This is a genomic window from Citrobacter sp. Cf118 (assembly GCF_030334095.1).
GTDB lineage: Bacteria > Pseudomonadota > Gammaproteobacteria > Enterobacterales > Enterobacteriaceae > Citrobacter > Citrobacter freundii.
This window is the reverse complement of the sequence record NZ_JAOWES010000089.1, coordinates 229,780-250,639: the sequence shown is the minus strand read 5'-3', so window position 1 is coordinate 250,639 and position 20,860 is coordinate 229,780. Positions and strand designations below refer to the sequence as shown.

The following is a 20,860-nucleotide window of genomic DNA, read 5'->3' as shown; positions in this document are numbered from 1 at the left end:
ACGAATCCCTTATCGGCAAATATAGACTTTATTCTCATCAATCACCTTATCGAAGGTAATCGTGCAGAATTGTCCCTGATTTTTATTAACCACGACGCGTACCGATGCGGGAATATCGTTGGTGCGAATAAATAACCGACTGCCCTGGCCGATCAGACCGACGTTATTACCTGCGCTATCTTCAACCTCATAGCCGAACGATAACGGAGAGCCGTCTGGTCGTTTGGCGAGGAAATACCATAGCTTACGCTGATCGGTTTCAAACTCCGTCATCACGACCGCGCCGCGATAAGGAACAGTAGCTTTACGATTACCCAGCAGCGCCACGTCGCTTTTACTATCGGACAAATCCAGCATCAGCATATTTTCACGATACGGCGTCAGGCTGTCATACATAGCGTAACCTTTACTGTCCGTTGTTAAGTAACGGTGTCCCTGCACCGCCGCCCCCTGTAAACCCGGCGCTTTAACAATGGCGAAAGTATCGGAAAGCCGTGACGTCAGCGCCACGCCGTCAGACCACACCACAACACCGCCCTGAATATTACCGCTGGCCTGTTGATACTTATTCGACTGGCTGTAGCTGCCGCCTATGGTCGCTATCTGCGCGCGCCAGGCCATATTACCGCCCGCAGTTGTTTCATTCCCCTGCCGTTGGTGACTGAGGTTGGCGCCGTAGCTGAACTGATCGCGATTACCCGCCACCCCGCTTAAGCTGGTGTTATTCGACTGATAACCGTCATCATCGAATGTCGTTGAGTTAGAGACAAACAGATCGCGGCGAGGGGTAGATATCCCGTCCCCCCACGAGAATGGGATGGAGATATACAGGTTAAAACGCTTATCCTCGTGATTATCCTCATCGTACGTTTGGCTAACGGCAAAGGTATAGCTGATACGTTGCCAGGAGTTCGAATAACTTATTTGATAATCTTTACCCGTTCCGCTGCGTTGCCAGTAATCACGCCACAAACCGCTTACGGCCAGAAATCCCAAGTCGCCAGGCAATGCCTGATTGATGTTCAGGGAAAAACTATTCTTACGGCCAAAATCATTCTGATAATAATCAGCAATGTCATAAACATCATTTTCATCACGGTTGTAGCTATTTTTGTTATTCGCCCAAACGTGATCGTTAAAGGTACGATAATCCCGCGAAGAGTAGCGAAAGGCCGCCAGCGCAAACTGAGTTCCGGTCTGTGCGACATATTTATTCCATGCTACCTGATAACTCTGTCCGTCAAAAACGCCGTTATCCTGCTCACTGTGCGATCGTGTGGCGTCTACCGAAACCGCACCAATTGGCGTATTCCATCCTGTGCCAAGCACAAATGAATAATAGTTATCCGATAACATTGAGCCGCTATAAACTGTAAGCAGATTGTTCAAGCCATAAAAATAACTACCCTGCATAAAATCAGACTGATTACTCGCACCTGCAATATCGCTACGTCCGGCAGCCAAATCATATTTCGCCACACCTGCCTGCAACATATTCGGTACCGATGAATAAGGTACCAGGTAATGTCTTATCGAACCATCTGCCTCTTTAACACTCACATCCAGATCTGCACCACCACCTGCAAGCTGCAAATCATCAATGGCAAATGGGCCTGGAGAGACCTCTTTTTGATAAATCACAAAACCATTTTGTTCGATGGTTACCAGCGCGTTACTCTGGGCAATACCACGTACTACTGGGGTAAAATTCTGTTTTGAGTTCGGTAACATTTGCATATCACGCCAGATACGCACCCCGCGAAAGCGTACCGCGTCAAAAATATCCGCCCCGGTATACATGTCCCCGACGCGCAATGTACCGAGAATTGACGGAATACCACGTTCCATATATAACGTATTACTTTTCCACTCGCCGCTACCTTCGTTGCCTTTGGTATAGTTGGCATTCGAATGCAGCTGCCAACCCAGCAAATTCAACCCGCTGTTCAGATTAACATAGCTACTTTTATCATTACCGCCGTGTTTATAATCACTGTAATACTGGCTGGCATAATAAGCCGTATAAAATGCGTTAATTCCACGGTCCCAAGTTTCGGGAGGCATATAACCCGGTTCATATTCGTTCACAAATGCTTGAGGCACGCTTAGATTTAATGCAAACTGCCCAATATCATACCCTATGTTGCCGCCCTGGACTGCTGATCGTAGCGGAACACAATCCACGCTTTTATCCGCTTTAATACCGTCGGTACGAATGCCTATCTGCTGTAATTGCGCCCAGGATAAACATGTTTCATCGGGATCGGTTTTAATATTAATATCATAATGACCACGCCATTGATTATTCAGATAAATATCCATCTCGTACATGCCTGGCATGGGCTTATCACCATCAATTAGATAGCGTGATATTTTCTCACCATTTAAACCACCAATCATAAAGTGGGTGTCAAACGTTTCTTCTTCAGCCCATACAGATGATGAAGTCGCCAGCACCGACAAAATGGCCAGTGTAATCGAATTAATCTTTGACATAGCCAGTCCTTGAGCTATTTTTCAGCTTTGATTTTTTCACTCAAATAATTGCCGTGATCATCAATAAGCGTAACATTGTAATGACTCACAATAGCAGCAGTGCTCAGCATTTTTTCTGACCACGGTGCCAACAGCATAGTTTCTTTATTAAGTTTCGCTTTACCGCTAAGCTCAGGGATAGTTATCCAGTTAGCCGAATTATTCTTGATTGTAATACCGCTACCACTATTCCTGATGTTCAGTTGGGTAAAGCTACTTTTATCAACGCCGGCAATTCCCTGCGGGCGATAAATAAATTTAATACGGTTTTGCATCGCAAATTTAATGATGTTCTTACCTTCGGAATCCGCAGAGTTCGGTGGGATATCCAGCACGTTAAGGAAGAATAAACTTTCGCGATCTTTCGGCAACGTATTTGGCAACAGCTTAATTTTCAGCTGTTGGCCAGAACCACCGCTCACCTTTGCCACCGGCGGTGTCATCACAAACGGTACCTGAATTTTCTCCGGCGGCAGGTCGGTGTCACCATCATCAATCCACGACTGGACGAGTGCACTGCGATTGCCTTCATTCATTAACTGCACGGTAATCTCTTTTTTCTGCGCCGGATAAATGATACGCGTACCGTAAATATAAATCCCACCCCACGCAGGCAATACTGTGCCAGCCAAAAATAATGCTAATATCTTTTTCATTATAATTATCCTTACTACAGAAATAATCGGCGGCCGCAGCCGCCGACAAACAGGATAGTAATCTTAATCAGTAACTACGGTCATCGTAAGCGAAGAGGCAACATCACCACTCTCGACAATACCAGTTCCAACTTTCGCATAACGCGCACTAAAGTCCAGAACATATTTATTGTCGGCTGTTTTGGTTAACTGAATACCAGACTCAGGATTAACCTGTTCATTACCATAATAGACTGCAAAACCAGCACCGTTATTCGAGGCAGTATTTCGTGTAATGTATTTATTCGTGCTATCGAATTGAGAACTGGAAAAAGTAATTTTCGGTGCTTCAGTCCCCGTACACTCTACTGTCAGTGGTACAGTAGTTTTATTTGTGTAACCATCATAAATACCACCAGCACTCAAAGCATTTAATCTGTCAGCACCAATTTGGTTCATACCAATAGTCGCGGTGGAATCACCAGTAAATTTACAGGTAGTTCCAACCACCTTACCCGTAATAATTAATTCACCCTGATCGGTATCAGCAGCAAAAGCCCCAGCGCTCATAAATACAACAGACAGAACAGCAGCAGAAATAATTGAACGTTTCATAATATCTTCCCTAATGAATTAATTTCGATTTGTTAAGAGCAGTTATCTCTTGAAAAGAAATTCTCACAGCTGAAACGTTGCCGCAATGTAAACACGTTGTTTTATTGATTTAAAACAAGTTACAAATCGCAATATACATGCAACAAATAAATCAGGATTTGTATTATTTTCAGAATTAATAAATCTATGCAATTAACTGCCAGGAAGGATTTATTCTATGCATAAAAAAACCACATATCATTCATTAAAATGATATGTGGTTAATAAAGGCGTTCTTTTTAATCGTAGCGATTGAGTACGATCTGTCGCGTGGTATCGCCAGGGACTGTAACCACTTCCGTCACCACCCCGCGCGCAGGTGAAGAAGCAACATCGTTAACAGTTGAAAAATGAAGTGTCTTGCCACACCGCTGTTGCACGTCATTATTCACAACATCGGTACTACAGGTTGGTTCGGTTACTCGTCCACTGATTGTTAAGGTCGCGGTATCGGAAGCAAACGCAGATGCACTTATTCCATAAGTCAGAATGATAGTTCCCATCAGCGAGCTAATTTTCATTTTTATCGTCACCTCTGTGGTTAACATCAAATAACATGCAGATGGCCTGTCAGCGTAATACGGGCAAAACGCGCTGTTCAATCCAATTGAAATTGTAGATTAATGAGATAGATTTGATCAATTACAGTGATGCATTGAGATGATTTATTCGGAAAAAGGTATGAATTATAAACGCAGAATGAACAATATCGTAATATTTTTAAATTTGATATATTCACCGCATCAATAATACATTAATGCGGTGAATATCTGTAACGCTATAAATTACACCGCGCGGAAAGCAATCTCGCCCGGAATAACTTCTCCCTGCCAATACAGCTGTGCCGCCACACGCCCTGCAAGGTCGCGGTAAATGGCGGTAAATTCGCTGTCTGGACGGCTGATAACCGTCGGCGTACCGCGATCGAGGTCTTCACGCAGAGAAATATGCAGCGGCATTTGTCCCAGCAGTTGGGTGTGGTACTGCTCGGCCAGTTTCTGCGCGCCACCGGTGCCAAAGATTGGCTCATGATGGCCACAATTGCTGCAAATATGCATACTCATATTCTCAACAATACCCAATACCGGCACTTCGACTTTTTCGAACATCACAATGCCTTTTTTCGCATCGATCAGCGCGATGTCCTGCGGCGTAGTGACAACAACCGCGCCCGTTACCGGAATGTTCTGCGCCAGCGTCAACTGGATGTCACCAGTGCCCGGCGGCATATCCAGTACCAGATAATCAAGATCCGGCCATAAGGTTTCCTGCAACATCTGCAACAGCGCTTTACTGGCCATCGGGCCGCGCCACACCATCGCGTTATCATCAGTGACCAGATAACCAATGGAGTTCGTTGCCAGACCATGAGACATGATCGGCGCCATGTGGGTACCATCTGGCGAGGTTGGACGCTGGTTTTCCGCGCCAAGCATTGTCGGGATAGACGGACCATAAATATCGGCGTCCAGAATCCCCACCTTCGCCCCTTCTGCAGCCAGCGCCAGCGCCAGGTTCACGGCGGTAGAGGATTTACCCACGCCACCTTTACCTGAACTGACGGCGATGATGTTTTTCACACCATTAATACCTGGCTGGTTTTTCACGCGTTTCAGCGTCGCGATGTTATGCGACAGTTTCCAGTCGATCGCTTTCGCGCCGGTAATACGCAGCAGATCGGCGCTACATTGCTCTTTTAAGTCCTCAAACGCGCTATGCCAGACGAACGGCATGACCAGCTCAACGTGCAACGTGTCATCCATCCAGGCGACGTGGTGCAACGCTTTAAGCGTCGTCAGATTATGCTTCAGGGTTGAATGCTGAAAATTCGCCAGCGTCCCGGCAACCATGGCGCGCAGGGTCTCTGGTGATTTGGCCTGGGATTGTGCGTTCATCCCGACTCCTTTTTGTTGTTCTGAATATACAATAGTCACCAGGTAGTTTACTCCAACCGCAACAATTATTCATTTACGGATAAATGCCCTTATCGCTTGGCGCAGTAATTACCATTTTGGTACTATCAAAGCCCTTTTCACTACAAAAGAAGTAATTGCCCACTATGACTCAAGTCGCGAAGAAAATTCTGGTAACGTGCGCGCTGCCGTACGCCAACGGCTCAATCCACCTCGGCCATATGCTGGAGCACATCCAGGCTGATGTCTGGGTCCGTTACCAGCGAATGCGCGGCCACCAGGTTAACTTCATCTGCGCGGACGACGCACACGGTACGCCAATCATGCTGAAAGCACAGCAGCTTGGGATCACGCCAGAGCAGATGATCGGTGAAATGAGTCAGGAGCATCAGACTGATTTTGCAGGTTTTGACATCAGCTATGACAACTACCACTCGACGCACAGCGAAGAGAACCGTGAGCTGTCTGAGCTGATTTACACGCGCCTGAAGGAAAACGGTTTTATTAAGAACCGTACAATCTCCCAGCTTTACGATCCGGAAAAAGGCATGTTCCTGCCGGACCGTTTTGTTAAAGGCACCTGCCCGAAATGTAAGTCTCCGGATCAGTACGGCGATAACTGTGAAGTCTGCGGCGCAACCTACAGCCCGACCGAACTTATCGAGCCGAAATCCGTTGTGTCTGGCGCGACGCCGGTGATGCGTGACTCCGAACACTTCTTCTTTGACCTGCCGTCATTCAGCGAAATGCTGCAGGCGTGGACACGCAGCGGCGCGTTACAGGAGCAGGTCGCCAACAAAATGCAGGAATGGTTCGAATCCGGCCTGCAACAGTGGGATATTTCCCGCGATTCCCCGTACTTCGGTTTTGAAATCCCGAATGCGCCTGGCAAGTACTTCTACGTCTGGCTGGACGCGCCAATTGGCTATATGGGTTCATTCAAAAACCTGTGCGATAAGCGCGGTGACACCACCAGCTTTGATGAATACTGGAAGAAAGATTCCGACGCCGAGCTGTATCACTTCATCGGTAAAGATATCGTTTACTTCCACAGCCTGTTCTGGCCTGCCATGCTGGAAGGCAGTAACTTCCGTAAGCCGACCAACCTATTCGTCCACGGTTATGTGACGGTGAACGGCGCGAAGATGTCTAAATCTCGTGGCACCTTCATTAAGGCAAGCACCTGGCTGAAGCACTTCGATGCCGACAGTCTGCGCTATTACTACACGGCGAAACTATCTTCACGTATTGATGACATCGACCTGAACCTGGAGGACTTTGTCCAGCGCGTTAATGCCGATATCGTCAACAAAGTAGTCAACCTGGCATCCCGTAATGCAGGCTTTATTGCTAAGCGTTTTGACGGCATTCTGGCGACTGAGCTGGCCGACCCGGCGCTGTATAAAACCTTCACCGACGCCGCAGCAGTGATCGGCGAAGCATGGGAAAGCCGTGAATTTGGTAAAGCTATTCGCGAAATCATGGCGCTGGCCGACGTGGCAAACCGCTACGTTGACGAACAAGCACCGTGGGTTGTGGCTAAACAGGAAGGCCGCGATGCCGACCTGCAGGCAATTTGCTCCATGGGCATTAACCTGTTCCGTGTGCTGATGACTTACCTGAAGCCGGTTCTGCCAACGCTTGCTGAACGTGTGGAAGCGTTCCTTAACTGCGAACTGAGCTGGGATGCCATTGAGCAGCCACTGCTCGGTCACAAGGTCAACACCTTTAAAGCGCTGTACAATCGCATCGACATGAAACAAGTTGAAGCGCTGGTGGAAGCGTCGAAAGAAGAAGTAAAAGCCGCTGCCACACCAGTAACCGGTCCGCTGGCGGATGACCCGATTCAGGAAACCATCACCTTTGACGATTTCGCCAAAGTTGACCTGCGCGTAGCGCTGATTGAAAACGCCGAATTCGTGGAAGGTTCCGACAAACTGCTGCGTCTGACGCTGGATCTCGGTGGTGAGAAACGAAACGTCTTCTCTGGTATTCGTTCTGCGTATCCGGATCCACAAACCCTGATTGGCCGCCAGACCATTATGGTTGCTAACCTGGCTCCTCGTAAGATGCGCTTCGGCATTTCTGAAGGGATGGTAATGGCCGCAGGTCCTGGCGGGAAAGATATCTTCCTGTTAAGCCCGGATGAAGGTGCAAAACCGGGCCAACAGGTGAAGTAAGTCAAGTATCTCAAGCGCTGCAACCGCAGCGCTTTTTTTTTGCTACGTGAGTGCTTCCTCTAATCTTAACCCTTGCTCCATTTTCGGACTGCTCAGTTGTTAATATTAGATTTATTCTATACTGCTCTGGGATCAAGGTAGTCCGGGCTTACCAGATTCGTGGAGATTATTGTTTAACATCCAATATTCATGAAATGGAGTTTTACATGAAAGCGTTACTAAAATTTTTCTCTCTCGCCGTGGTATCGGTTGTGTTTTTTTCCCTGGCAGGATGCGGTGATAAAGTAGAGACAAAAACATTTAATGCCAACCTCAACGGTTCGGATATCACTGTCTCTTACACCTATAAAGGTGATAAGGTCCTGAAGCAAATCTCTGAAAGTAAAATCAGCTATGCGTCAGTCGGTGCCAGCAATAAAGAAGAAGCAGCAAAAGTATTCGACGCATTAAGCGCCAAATATCAAAACATTACTGGCATAGAAGAAAAACTCACCTATTCAGATACCTACGCGCAAGAAAATGTCACTATCGATATGGAAAAAGTTGATATAAAAGCGTTGCAGGCCATTTCAGGGATGAAACTATCTGAAAACGCCGATAAAAACATCAGCATGAAGCAAATGCAAACGGTAATGGAATCGGCGGGTTTTAAAGAAGTGAAGTAAAGCATCGGCGACCCGATTTTGATCGTGGTCGCCAGCGCAGCTTTACGCTTTCTTTTTATGCTCTCGCGACGTTAAACCACGCAGAAAATAACGCAGGAACTGATCGCCGCATTCGCGATAATTCTTATGGTCCGGTGCGCGCATCATGGCGGTAATTTCCGGCATCGACACACGGAATTTCTGCTCGGTCATAATTGCCAGAATATCATCGGTTTTCAGTGAAAAAGCGATACGCAGTTTTTTCAGCACCGTATTGTTGTTAACACGACGCTCAAGCGCCAGTTCCGGTGCAGAATCATCTTTACCACGCAGATGATAAATCAGACCGTTTAAAAAACCGGAGAGAATGATATCCGGGCAGCGGACAAACCCGTCTTCATCTTCTTTTGTCGTCCAGGTATCGAAATTTGCGGAGATGGATTCCATGTCAGCAAGCGCAAGAATACGCACCATGTCGTTATTGTTCGCTTTCAGGGTGTAGCGCAGGCTACGAAGAATATCGTTACTTAGCATAGAGCCTTCAACAGTCGGTGATGCAATGGCGCGCAGTGTATCAGTTTTACAGTCCAATCGCCTCTTTTAGACTTTTAAGATAACGACGACTCACCGGAACGGTCAGCCCGTTACGCAAAATCAGTTCCGCCTGGCCGTTGTCTTCCAGACGGATCTCCTGCAATTGCGCCATATTTACCAGATATTGTCTATGACAACGCAGCAGAGGAGTACGGCTCTCCAGCGTCCTGAGCGTCAGCTCAGTGAAGCCTTCTTTACCATCACTGCTGGTCACATATACGCCACTCATACGGCTGCTGATAAACGCCACGTCATCCATTTGCAGCAAATAAATTCGGCTGTGGCCACTGCACGGAATAAACTTCAGCGCCTGCTGATTTTCTGGCAGGAGTGATACATCCTGCTTCGTGCGCTCCTGACGCAAACGGATCAGCGTTTTTTCCAGTCGAGCTTCTTCGATCGGTTTGAGCAGATAATCAAACGCATGTTCTTCAAAGGCTTTCACCGCATACTCATCAAAGGCGGTCAGAAAAACAATGTACGGACGATGCTCGGGATCAAGCATGCCAACCATTTCCAGGCCGCTGATTCGCGGCATCTGAATATCAAGGAACAGAACATCCGGACGCAATTTATGTACCGCGCCAATGGCTTCCACCGCATTCGAACATTCGCCGACAATCTCGATGTCGCTTTGCTCCTGCAACAGGATCCGCAGATTCTCCCGGGCTAACGGTTCGTCATCGACAATTAGCACTTTGATCATGCCAGTTCCTCCAGAGGAAGTCGTAAAGTGATTCGGGTAAAGCGGTCAGGTTCACACGCTACACTGATGCCAAAATCATCGCCAAACCGCTCGCGCAGTCGTTTATCGACCAGATTCATACCCAGTCCACTGGCTTCTGACGTTGGCTGATACAGCCCGGCATTGTCTTCGATATCCAGCATCAGATATTGCCCTTCTCGACGGGCGGTAATCGATACTTCACCGGTATCCAGCAACTGAGAAGTACCGTGTTTGATGGCATTTTCCACGATGGGCTGCAGAGTAAAGGCGGGTAATTGCTGATGCGAAAGTTCTTCTGGCACCGTCAAGGTCACCTGAAGACGCGATTGGAACCGTGCCTTTTCAATTTGCAGATAAGCATTAACGTGTTCAATTTCATCGGCCAGCGTCACAATTTCCGACGGGCGTTTTAAATTTTTACGAAAGAACGTCGACAGATACTGCACCAGTTGGCTGGCCTGCTCGCTATCACGTCGGATCACAGCTTTGATGGTGTTGAGCGCATTAAACAGAAAATGGGGATTGACCTGGGCGTGCAGGAGTTTTATTTCCGACTGCGTGAGCATCGCTTTTTGCCGCTCATACTGCCCGGCCAGAATCTGAGCCGAAAGCAGTTGGGCGATCCCTTCCCCCAGCGTGCGGTTGATTGAGCTAAAGAGACGGTTTTTGGCTTCATACAGTTTGATGGTCCCCATCACCCGCTGGTTTTCACCCCGCAGAGGGATCACCAGCGTCGAACCTAATTTACATTGCGGATGCAAAGAGCAGCGATAAGGGACTTCATTGCCGTCGGCATAAACCACCTCACCGGTTTCAATCGCCCGCTGGGTGTACGAGGAAGAGATAGGTTTGCCCGGCAGATGATGGTCGTCACCAATACCGGTAAATGCCAACAGTTTCTCACGATCGGTAATCGCCACGGCCCCGATATCCAGCTCTTCATACAGCACCTGAGCAACCTTCATGCTGTTAACCTCGTTGAACCCCTGGCGCAAAATCCCTTCCGTTGAAGCGGCAACTTTGAGCGCGGTGGCGGAAAAAGCGGAGGTATATTTTTCAAACATCGCCCGTTTATCGAGCAAAATACGCATAAATAAGGCGGCGCCGACGGTATTGGTCACCATCATAGGCGCGGCAATATTGCTGACCAGTCGATAGGCATCATCAAACGGCCTGGCGATCAATAAGATGATCAACATCTGCACCAGTTCAGCAACAAAGGTAATGGCGCCCGCCGTCAGCGGGCTGAATACTTTATCGGTACGACCACGACGGGTGAGCACGCTGTGCACCAGTCCGCCGAGCAACCCTTCCACAATGGTCGAGATCATGCAGCTAAGCGCCGTCATGCCGCCCATTGAATAACGATGTAAACCACCGGTCAGACCGACTAAGCCGCCAACCACAGGGCCGCCAAGCAGCCCGCCCATTACCGCACCAATAGCGCGAGTATTCGCAATGGAGTCATCAATGTGCAGCCCGAAATAGGTGCCCAAAATGCAGAAAATGGAAAAGGTAACGTAGCAAAGCAGTTTGTGCGGCAGCCGGATAGTCACCTGCATCAGCGGAATAAACAAACGCGTTTTGCTCATGAGCCACGCGATAACGAGAAACACGCACATCTGCTGAAGCAGCAGCAACACCAGATTAAACTCGTACATACCCGCCAACCACACATCTCTTAAAAGCGCGTAACATACATGGGCTGCGCGTAACTTTCTTTGAAGTGTTGCAAAAAAAAAGGAATTTGTGAGAACGATCACTCGAAAGCGCGATCATGACTACAAACTCACCCATTCATTGATCAAAAAACAGACAAAACTACCTGGTTCGCAAAAGAGCGTCTAAAGTAAAACTGGGACCTCGCAAGCATAAGTGAGACGACGATGGCGCTTTACACAATAGGTGAAGTGGCTTTGCTTTGTGATATCAACCCTGTCACTTTACGCGCGTGGCAGAGGCGTTACGGATTACTGAAACCGCAACGGACAGACGGCGGACATCGCCTGTTTAACGACGCGGATATCGATCGGATCCGTGAGATAAAACGCTGGATCAACAACGGTGTCCAGGTCAGCAAGGTTAAAATGTTGCTCAGCAATGAGAGCATTGATGTGCATAACGGTTGGCGTGAACAACAAGAGACGCTGTTGAGCTATTTGCAAAGTAATAATCTGCATAGCCTCAGACTGTGGATTAAAGAGCGTGGTCAGGATTATCCCGCACAAACGCTCAACACCCATTTATTCATTCCGTTACGCCGACGTCTGCAATGTCAGCAGCCGATCCTCCAGGCGTTACTGGGGATCCTCGACGGCGTACTGATCAACTACATCGCGATTTGTCTTGCCTCAGCACGCAAGAAACAGGGCAAAGATGCTCTGGTGGTTGGCTGGAACATTCAGGATACGACCCGCTTATGGCTGGAAGGTTGGGTCGCCAGCCAGCAGGGGTGGCGCATTGACGTCCTTGCCCATTCGCTGAACCAACTGCGACCGGAGCTGTTTGAAGGTCGCACCTTGCTTGTCTGGTGCGGCGAGAACCAAACGCCCGCTCAGCAACAACAGCTGAATGAATGGCGCGCGTTGGGTCACGATATTTATCCACTCGGTATTTAATATTCTATTAACAAATAGTGTACAATCCTTGGATTCACATAAGGAGTGCATAATGAGCGCAGCTAAAATCGGTGTCATTACCCTCTTCCTGCTGATGGCCATCGGCGGTATCGGCGGTGTCATGCTGGCAGGTTATACCTTTATTTTACGTGCCGGGTAAGATGTCTCGCTAATTTCTCAAAACCGCGGTCAACAATTACCGCCGCCAGTGCGACCAACAGCGCCCCCTGAATTACATAGGCGGTATTGAACCCACTCAGCCCGATAATAATCGGCGTACCCAGCGTGTTCGCTCCAACGGTTGAGGCGATGGTTGCGGTGCCTATATTAATAATCACCGACGTGCGAATCCCGGCCAGAATAACCGGGGCCGCCAGCGGTAACTCTACTTTACGCAGCCGTTGCCCCTGACTCATGCCCATTCCACTGGCAATATCCATCACGCTGGAAGAAATGCCGCCAAGTCCCGCCAGGGTTGCCTGCAAGATCGGTAATACCCCATACAGGATCAGCGCAATAATTGCCGGTTCAGGACCAAATCCCATCACCGGTACAGCTATCGCCAACACCGCAACTGGCGGAAATGTCTGCCCCACGGCGGCAATCGTTTCCACTATCGGCCTGAATTCCGCGCCCCAGGGTCGGGTTACCGCAATTCCCGCCCCAACGCCAATAATGATGGCGATCAGGCTTGAAATCCCCACCAGAGAAAAATGGGCCAGCGCCAACGCCGTAAAACTTTCCTGCTGATACACGGGACGTGGCAGCTCAGGAAACAGCGAACTAAACAGGGTCTGACTGTGAGGCAATCCAACCAACAGGATCAGAAACAACGCAACAAGCCACAGCAGTGGATCAGCAAGACGTTTCACGGGTCGGCATCTCCGAAAGCAAATCGCGAAAATGGAGCGTTCCGCAGGGTACCCCCTGCAGCGTCACGACCGGTAAAACGTCGCAACCGCGCGCCACGAACACCGATAACGCATCACGAAGCGTCATCTCATCCACCAGCGGCTCGCCGTCTGAGTGTTCTCCGCGACGAATAAAATCGCCTACCGTACGCAGCGACAACAGCCGTACGCCCAGTTCACTGCGGCCAAAAAAGGTTTGTACGAAATCATTCGCTGGCGCGGTGAGCATCGACAGCGGCGTGCCTTGCTGCACGACCTTTCCTGCATCCATCAGCACCAGATGCTCCGCCAGTCTTAGCGCCTCGTCGATATCATGCGTCACCAGCACAATGGTACGCCCGAGCAGACGGTGAATACGCGTCATCTCCTGCTGCAGCGCACCACGAGTGACCGGGTCCAGCGCGCCAAAAGGCTCATCCATCAATAGCACCTGCGGATCCGCCGCCAACGCACGCGCAACCCCGACCCGCTGCTGCTGTCCGCCGGAAAGCTGATGCGGATAACGGTGGCGCAAACTCGCCTCAAGGCCCAACAGAGCCATCAGTTCATCTGTTCGGTCATCAATACGTGAGCGCGACCACTTTTGCAGTTGCGGTACGGTGGCGATGTTCTGCGCGACGGTCCAGTGGGGAAACAAGCCAATAGACTGAATCGCGTACCCCATGCGCCGTCGTAGCTCCAGCACCGGCAGGCTACGAATTTCTTCTCCGGCAAAGCGGATCTGCCCGCTGTCGTGTTCAACCAGCCGATTGATCATCTTTAGCGTGGTGGACTTCCCCGAACCTGACGTGCCGATTAGCACCGAAAAGCTGCCCTCCCCTAACTGCAGGTTAAGGTCATCAACGGCTTTTTGCTGACCATAGGTTTTACTGACCTGGCGAAATTCAATCATTATTCGATACCTTTAGCAGCGCGAGACCTAAATCAAACAGCGCATCAATCAACACTGCCAGCACAACGACCGGGATCACGCCCAACAGCACTAAATCGACGGCGCTACTGAGCAATCCCTGAAAGACCAGCGCGCCAAATCCCCCTGCGCCAATCAGCGCAGCAATCACCGCCATTCCCACGGTTTGCACCATCACCACGCGCAAACTGCGTAAGAAGACCGGCAGCGCCAGGGGAAATTGCACCGAGATAAACCGTTGACGCGCGCTCATCCCCATAGCCCGGGCGCTTTCCAGCACATCGCGCGGAACCTGATTCAACCCAGCCACAACGCCACGTACAAGCGGTAACAACGCATACAGCACCAACGCAATAAGCGCAGGCGTCATACCAGTTCCCGCGACGCCGAACTTGCCCAATAAAGGAAAGTGCTTCACCAACCCGGCAAGTGGCGCAATTAACAGGCCAAACAGCGCGACTGAAGGAATGGTTTGGATGATATTCAGTGCCGCAAAAACCGGCCCCTGACGGGCGACAGAGAAAGCACACCAGATGCCCAGTGGCACACCAATGAGCAGCGCGGGCACCACGGTAGCGAACAGAATCGTCAAATGTTGCGCCAGGGCGTCGTTGAAGACATCCTGGCGGTTGGCATATTCTTTAAGCAGGGAAAGATCGTTAAACGTGCCGGAGAACAAAAGCACCAGCGGCACAATGAATATTTGAGCATGCAGCGCCCAACGCCACAGTGCCTGAGCGGTGATGCGACGAATAGCGTCACTGGCGGCCAGCAGCATCAGCCCCACGCCCAACCAGAATCCACTGCCCAGACTGGTTCTGGCCAGCGGAGCCCCTGTCTTCGCCAGATACGTTGCCGTTGTACCTGCGGTTACCAGCGCGGCGATCACCAACAGTTGGCAAACGATAAGCGCCAATATATTGCCGGGCTTTCCCGGTACAACGCTCAGAAGACATAGCAGCAAACAGGCCACCGCCAATCCCCATGCCGTGTCGGAGCTGATATCCCAGAGTTGACGACCTTCGCCGGACACCAGACGATTAGGTGCATAGCTAATGAAAGGCAGCGCTGCCGACGCGAAAGTAAGAAGCACCAGCAACAACAGCACCCGATTGACTGAAATATTCGACAAAACACCCACCCGCTGCAAACGCCGTTACTTCACCCATCCTTTTTGCTTCAGGTAATCTGCTGCGACTTTTTTCGCATCCAGTCCCTCCACGGCAATGCTGGCATTCAGTTGTTGCAACGTTTTTTCATCCAGGCTGGCAAATACCGGTTGCAGCCACTCTCCCATTTGCGGATGGTCTTTTAGCACCGACTCACGTACGACGGGTGCTGGCGCATAAATGGGCTGGACACCTTTTGGATCGCTTAAAGTTTGCAGACCGAGCGCCGCAACCGGGCCATCGGTGCCATAAGCCATCGCCGCATTGACTCCGGAGGTCTGCTGCGCCGCCGCTTTAATCGTCACCGCGGTATCTCCCCCAGCCAGCGACAACAGCTGATTTTGATTCAGTTTGAAATCATAAGCTTTTTCAAACGCAGGCAGCGCGTCAGCCCGTTCGATAAATTCAGCAGAGGCGGCAAGTTTGAACGTTCCTCCGTCCTTCAGGTAACGGCCTAAATCAGCAAGGGACTCAAGTTTGTTCTTTTGCGCAACATCCTGGCGTACTGCAATGGTCCAGGTGTTGTTGGCGGGTGCAGGGGTTAGCCAGACCAGCTTATTTTGCTCTGCATCCAGCTTTTTCACTTTGTCGAATCCAGCCTGCGCATTTTTCCACGCGGGATCATTTTCATCTTTAAAAAAGAATGCGCCATTACCGGTATATTCCGGATAAATATCCAGCTCACCGGAGGTGATTGCCCCACGCACCACTGGGGTGGTACCAAGCTGTATTTTATTGACGGTTTTCACGCCATGGCTTTCGAGCACCTGCAAAATAATGTTGCCGAGCAGCGCCCCTTCGGTATCTATTTTTGAACCGACCGTGACGGGTGACGCGGCCTGTAAGGGTAGGCTTATCGCAGCTAACAGCGCCAGCGAACCCGCCGATACTTTTGAGATTATCATGCTGTACTCCTCATCCTTTTGCGGCCCTTTTCAGAGACTTGAGGAAAAAGCATAGTCGAAAAATCAGGGCTTAACCTGGCAATTGGGGAGTAAGAGAGGGATTCGTTAGCAATAACGTGATGAGAAATAAGAAGCAGACGCGGCGCATACACCTAAAGATAAAGGCCGGAAACCCGGCCTTTACTCGCTAATCAATTACAGCAGCTCAAATTCGCCCTGCTTCACTCTGGCGGAATCCACGCCGATAAAGACGTTAAACTTGCCAGGTTCTGCATCGTATTGCATACGCTGATTCCAGAACTTCAGCGCGTCAATGTCAATCGGGAAGCTGACGGTCTGGGTTTCACCCGGCTTAAGATTCACTTTCTCAAAACCTTTCAGCTGTTTTACCGGACGACTCATGGAAGCGGTCACGTCCTGCAAGTACATCTGAATCACCGTCGCACCTTCGCGCTTGCCGGTGTTGGTCACCTGCACGCTGGCCGTCACGGTCCCGTCACGCTTCATCGTTGGAGAAGAGAGCTTCACATCAGAAACCGTGAACGTGGTGTAACTCAGGCCATAACCAAAGGGATACAACGGACCATTCGCTTCATCAAAGTAGCGCGACGTGTACTTGTTCGGCTTATCTGCGTTATACGGGCGACCGGTATTGAGATGGCTGTAATAGACCGGGATCTGTCCGACAGAGCGCGGGAAAGACATCGGCAGCTTGCCTGACGGGTTGTAATCACCAAACAGCACATCGGCGATGGCGTTACCGCCTTCCGTCCCGGCAAACCAGGTTTCGAGGATCGCATCGGCCTGTTGATCTTCTTTAACCAACGCCAGCGGACGTCCGTTCATCAGTACCAGAACCAGAGGTTTACCGGTGGCTTTCAGCGCGGCAATCAGGTCACGCTGACTCTGTGGAATAGTGATATCGGTGCGGCTGGAAGCTTCATGCGCCATACCCTGCGCTTCGCCGACTACCGCAACCACCACGTCAGACTGCTTCGCTGCGTTCACGGCTTCATCGATCATCGCCTGCGGCGAGCGCGGGTCAACCTTCACCGCCTCTTCATATAGATTGAGGAAATCGACAATGCCTTTGTCGTTGGTGATATTCGCCCCTTTGGCGTACAGCACTTTGCCCTGATCGCCGACGGCATTTTTAATTCCCGTCAGTACCGTTACCGACTGATCGGCAACACCGGCAGCGGACCAACTGCCCATCACATCACGCTTGCTGTCGGCCAGCGGACCGACGACTGCCACGGTGGCGGATTTTTTCAGCGGCAACGTTTCCAGACGGTTTTTCAGCAGCACCAGGCTTTCTCGCGCTACTTCACGCGCCTCTTTGCGGTGCAAGCGGCTTTCCGCGTTGGTGTCCTGTGGGTCAGATTCTTTGGCCCCCAGATGACTGTACGGGTCGTTAAACAGCCCCATATCATATTTCACATTCAGCACGTGGCGCGCGGCGTCATCCAGCTCCGCCATCGTCACTTTGCCGGATTTAATCAAGCCCGGAAGATATTTGCTGTAATACTCATCGCTCATACTCATATTGATGCCGGACTTGATCGCCACACGCACCGCATCTTCAGGATCGGAGGCAGTACCGTGCTTAATCAGTTCCTTAATCGCGCCGTGATCGGAAACGGTAATACCCTTAAAGCCCCATTCATCACGCAGCACGTCTTTGAGCAGCCATGCATCTGAGGTTGCAGGCGTACCGTTTAGCGAATTAAGTCCTACCATTACCGCACCGCTACCAGCGTCCAGCCCGGCTTTATACGGCGGCATATAGTCGTTGAACAGACGCTGTGGGCTCATATCGACGGTGTTATATTCCTTGCCACCTTCAACCGCGCCATAAGCGGCGAAGTGCTTGACGCTGGTCATCACCGAATAGCGATCCGCCGGGCTTTTACCCTGCATCGCTTCAACCATGGTTTTACCCATCGTAGCCGTTAAATACGTGTCTTCACCAAAACCTTCTGAAGCACGGCCCCAACGCGGATCGCGAGAGACATCGACCATTGGCGCCCAGGTCATATTCAGACCATCATCGGCGGCTTCATACGCGGAAATACGGCCAACGGTTCTGACCGCATCGAGATTAAAAGAGGACGCCAGGCCGAGACTTATCGGGAACACGGTACGTTGGCCGTGCAATACGTCGTAGGCAAAAAAGAGAGGAATTTTCAGGCGGCTGAGTTCCATCACCTGATCCTGCATTTTGCGGATATCCTGGCGCGTGACGGTGTTAAAAATTGCCCCAACCTGCCCGTCTTTGATCATCTCGCGGATGGCTTCTTTCGGGTTATCAGGCCCGACGCTTATCAAGCGTAGTTGCCCAATTTTCTCATCCACGGTCATCTGTTTAAGTAAATCGGTAACGAATGCATCCCGCGCTTCTGGCGTCAGAGGATGGTTACCAAACAGCGTGTCCGCCTGCGCTGGTTGCAACGCCAGACTCACCGCGACACCTACAGAACATAGCCATTTCATGTTGATTCTCTCTTTATTTTTTCCCGACGAGGCAGCGAAAATATAACAAAAACCGCAGTTTGCCGTAAGACTAAACGGGAGCGATAAAGAAAGCTAAGGTTATTCTCCTAATTTTCAAAACCAGCGCAAATCATTAGAAGACGAACCAGAGACAATATGAATGAGAAAGCGTATTGTCATACAAAGCGCTATGCTTGTTCCTGATATTGAGTCCCACCACAAGGAGTGGAGAATGTCTTCCATTACAACAGATAATAAAGCTTTCCTGAATGAACTGACCCGTCTGGTTGGTCATTCTCACCTGCTCACTGAACCTGCTAAAACGGCCCGCTATCGCAAGGGATTCCGCTCCGGCCAGGGCGAAGCGCTCGCCGTTGTGTTCCCCGGCTCGCTTTTAGAGCTGTGGCGCGTTCTCAATGCTTGCGTCGCCGCTGATAAAATTATCCTGATGCAGGCCGCCAATACCGGCCTGACCGAAGGCTCTACGCCGAGCGGAAATGATTACGACCGCGAAATTGTCATTATCAGCACCCTGCGCCTGGATAAACTGCACGTCATCGGCAAAGGCGAACAAGTGCTGGCTTATCCCGGTACAACGTTGTATTCGCTGGAAAAGGCGCTCAAACCGTTTGGCCGTGAGCCACATTCTGTGATCGGGTCATCCTGTATTGGCGCTTCGGTAATTGGCGGCATTTGCAACAACTCCGGCGGCTCGCTGGTACAGCGCGGCCCGGCATATACCGAGATGTCGCTGTTTGCGCGTATTGACGAACAAGGTAAATTGCAGCTGGTCAACCATCTGGGTATCGAGCTGGGCCAGACCCCGGAACAGATCCTGAGCAAACTTGATGACGAGCGGATTAAAGATGACGATGTCCGCCACGACGGGCGACACGCGCACGATCACGACTATGTCACCCGCGTCAGAGATATTGAGGCGGACACGCCCGCCCGCTATAACGCCGACCCGGATCGCTTGTTTGAATCATCCGGTTGTGCAGGTAAGCTAGCGGTTTTCGCCGTGCGTCTGGACACCTTCGAAGCCGAAAAAAATCAGCAGGTCTTTTACATCGGTACCAATCAGCCTGAAGTGCTGACGGAAATCCGCCGTCATATTCTGGCAAAATTCGAGCACCTGCCGGTTGCTGGTGAATATATGCACCGCGATATTTACGACATCGCCGAGCAATATGGCAAAGATACGTTTCTGATGATCGACAAGCTCGGCACCGACAAAATGCCGTTCTTTTTCACCCTGAAAGGTCGCACCGATGCGATGCTGGAAAAAGTGAAAATTTTCCGTCCGCATTTCACCGACCGGGCAATGCAGAAATTTGGTCATTTGTTCCCCAGCCACTTACCGGCACGCATGAAAAGCTGGCGCGATAAGTACGAGCATCACCTGCTGTTAAAAATGGCCGGTGGCGGCGTGGCTGAAGCGCAAAACTGGCTCAGCGAATATTTCAAAACCGCTGAAGGCGACTTCTTTGCCTGTACCCCAGAAGAAGGCAGCAAGGCGTTTTTGCATCGCTTTGCGGCGGCTGGCGCGGCGATTCGTTATCAGGCCGTACATGCCGATGAAGTAGAAGATATTCTGGCGCTGGATATCGCGCTGCGTCGTAACGACACCGAATGGTATGAGCATCTGCCGCCAGAAATCGACAGTCAACTGGTGCATAAGCTCTATTACGGTCACTTTATGTGCTATGTATTCCATCAGGATTACATCGTGAAAAAAGGCGTGGATGCACATGCGCTGAAAGAGCAGATGCTGGAGCTTCTGCACGAGCGCGGAGCACAGTATCCGGCAGAGCATAACGTCGGACATCTGTATAAAGCACCGGAAACATTAACCCGTTTTTACCGCGAGAATGACCCCACCAACAGTATGAATCCGGGTATTGGTAAAACGAGTAAGCAAAAGTTCTGGAAAGAATCGTAGGCCCGATAAGCGTAAGCGCCATCGGGCACG

General features: G+C 50.4%; 18 protein-coding genes. 5 read left to right on the top strand and 13 right to left on the bottom strand.

Annotation, left to right across the window (positions count from 1 at the left end; genetic code table 11):
• Window positions 1-9 precede the first annotated feature (9 nt).
• From OGX67_RS24830 to apbC, 5 genes are all read right to left on the bottom strand, one after another.
• A complete protein-coding gene (locus tag OGX67_RS24830; protein ID WP_286527755.1) occupies window positions 10-2,496 on the bottom strand; it encodes a fimbrial biogenesis outer membrane usher protein in 2,487 nt (828 codons plus the stop codon).
• Window positions 2,497-2,510: 14 nt separating this feature from the next.
• Window positions 2,511-3,191: a fimbrial assembly chaperone gene (locus OGX67_RS24825; protein WP_071697503.1), complete on the bottom strand. Its 681-nt coding sequence runs from the start codon at window positions 3,189-3,191 to the stop codon at window positions 2,511-2,513.
• A gap of 63 nt (window positions 3,192-3,254) precedes the next feature.
• Complete coding sequence (gene yehD / locus OGX67_RS24820; RefSeq protein WP_257651051.1) at window positions 3,255-3,785, bottom strand: fimbrial protein YehD; 531 nt, start codon at window positions 3,783-3,785, stop codon at window positions 3,255-3,257.
• 278 nt (window positions 3,786-4,063) lie between these two features.
• Window positions 4,064-4,345, bottom strand: coding sequence for a DUF2574 family protein (locus OGX67_RS24815; protein WP_257651050.1), 282 nt, complete (start codon window positions 4,343-4,345; stop codon window positions 4,064-4,066).
• Window positions 4,346-4,609: 264 nt separating this feature from the next.
• A complete protein-coding gene (gene apbC, locus OGX67_RS24810; RefSeq protein ID WP_003027343.1) occupies window positions 4,610-5,719 on the bottom strand; it encodes an iron-sulfur cluster carrier protein ApbC in 1,110 nt (369 codons plus the stop codon).
• 164 nt (window positions 5,720-5,883) lie between these two features.
• Here apbC and metG point away from each other — a divergent pair, with 164 nt between their 5' ends.
• A complete protein-coding gene (metG, locus tag OGX67_RS24805; RefSeq protein WP_106875626.1) occupies window positions 5,884-7,917 on the top strand; it encodes a methionine--tRNA ligase in 2,034 nt (677 codons plus the stop codon).
• 206 nt (window positions 7,918-8,123) lie between these two features.
• A complete protein-coding gene (locus OGX67_RS24800; protein WP_057064672.1) occupies window positions 8,124-8,582 on the top strand; it encodes a YehR family lipoprotein in 459 nt (152 codons plus the stop codon).
• Between the two features lie 42 nt (window positions 8,583-8,624).
• Here OGX67_RS24800 and OGX67_RS24795 read toward each other — a convergent pair whose 3' ends face one another.
• Genes OGX67_RS24795 through OGX67_RS24785 form a run of 3 tightly spaced genes read right to left on the bottom strand, consistent with a single transcriptional unit; the run spans window position 8,625 to window position 11,543 of the window.
• Window positions 8,625-9,095, bottom strand: coding sequence for a YehS family protein (locus OGX67_RS24795; protein WP_003027346.1), 471 nt, complete (start codon window positions 9,093-9,095; stop codon window positions 8,625-8,627).
• Window positions 9,096-9,141: 46 nt separating this feature from the next.
• Window positions 9,142-9,861: a two-component system response regulator BtsR gene (gene btsR, locus OGX67_RS24790; RefSeq protein ID WP_003840155.1), complete on the bottom strand. Its 720-nt coding sequence runs from the start codon at window positions 9,859-9,861 to the stop codon at window positions 9,142-9,144.
• Window positions 9,858-11,543: a sensor histidine kinase gene (locus OGX67_RS24785; RefSeq protein ID WP_003027348.1), complete on the bottom strand. Its 1,686-nt coding sequence runs from the start codon at window positions 11,541-11,543 to the stop codon at window positions 9,858-9,860. Before OGX67_RS24785 ends, btsR begins: the two co-directional genes overlap by 4 nt.
• Before the next feature lie 225 nt (window positions 11,544-11,768).
• Here OGX67_RS24785 and mlrA point away from each other — a divergent pair, with 225 nt between their 5' ends.
• Together mlrA and OGX67_RS24775 are read left to right on the top strand one after the other, a co-directional pair.
• On the top strand, window positions 11,769-12,500 hold the full coding sequence (gene mlrA, locus OGX67_RS24780; RefSeq protein ID WP_003027351.1) for an HTH-type transcriptional regulator MlrA: 732 nt from the start codon (window positions 11,769-11,771) through the stop codon (window positions 12,498-12,500).
• 52 nt (window positions 12,501-12,552) lie between these two features.
• Window positions 12,553-12,660, top strand: a complete 108-nt coding sequence (locus OGX67_RS24775; protein ID WP_003027354.1) for a protein YohO — start codon at window positions 12,553-12,555, stop codon at window positions 12,658-12,660.
• Here the strand turns inward: OGX67_RS24775 and OGX67_RS24770 are convergent.
• From OGX67_RS24770 to bglX, 5 genes are all read right to left on the bottom strand, one after another.
• Complete coding sequence (locus OGX67_RS24770; RefSeq protein ID WP_048218229.1) at window positions 12,641-13,372, bottom strand: ABC transporter permease; 732 nt, start codon at window positions 13,370-13,372, stop codon at window positions 12,641-12,643. The genes OGX67_RS24775 and OGX67_RS24770 overlap by 20 nt on opposite strands.
• Complete coding sequence (locus OGX67_RS24765) at window positions 13,356-14,303, bottom strand: ABC transporter ATP-binding protein (RefSeq protein ID WP_046670058.1); 948 nt, start codon at window positions 14,301-14,303, stop codon at window positions 13,356-13,358. The genes OGX67_RS24770 and OGX67_RS24765 overlap by 17 nt, the downstream gene beginning before the upstream one ends.
• Window positions 14,296-15,462: an ABC transporter permease gene (locus OGX67_RS24760; protein WP_286527750.1), complete on the bottom strand. Its 1,167-nt coding sequence runs from the start codon at window positions 15,460-15,462 to the stop codon at window positions 14,296-14,298. Before OGX67_RS24760 ends, OGX67_RS24765 begins: the two co-directional genes overlap by 8 nt.
• Window positions 15,463-15,477: 15 nt before the next feature.
• Entirely contained in the window at window positions 15,478-16,395 is a 918-nt protein-coding gene (gene osmF / locus OGX67_RS24755) for a glycine betaine ABC transporter substrate-binding protein OsmF (protein WP_220393147.1), read from the bottom strand.
• 195 nt (window positions 16,396-16,590) lie between these two features.
• Window positions 16,591-18,888: a beta-glucosidase BglX gene (gene bglX, locus OGX67_RS24750; protein ID WP_049015356.1), complete on the bottom strand. Its 2,298-nt coding sequence runs from the start codon at window positions 18,886-18,888 to the stop codon at window positions 16,591-16,593.
• Window positions 18,889-19,120: 232 nt separating this feature from the next.
• On the opposite strand from bglX, the gene dld reads away from it, so the two are divergent.
• Complete coding sequence (dld, locus tag OGX67_RS24745) at window positions 19,121-20,830, top strand: D-lactate dehydrogenase (RefSeq protein WP_003027361.1); 1,710 nt, start codon at window positions 19,121-19,123, stop codon at window positions 20,828-20,830.
• The last annotated feature ends 30 nt before the right edge of the window (window positions 20,831-20,860 follow it).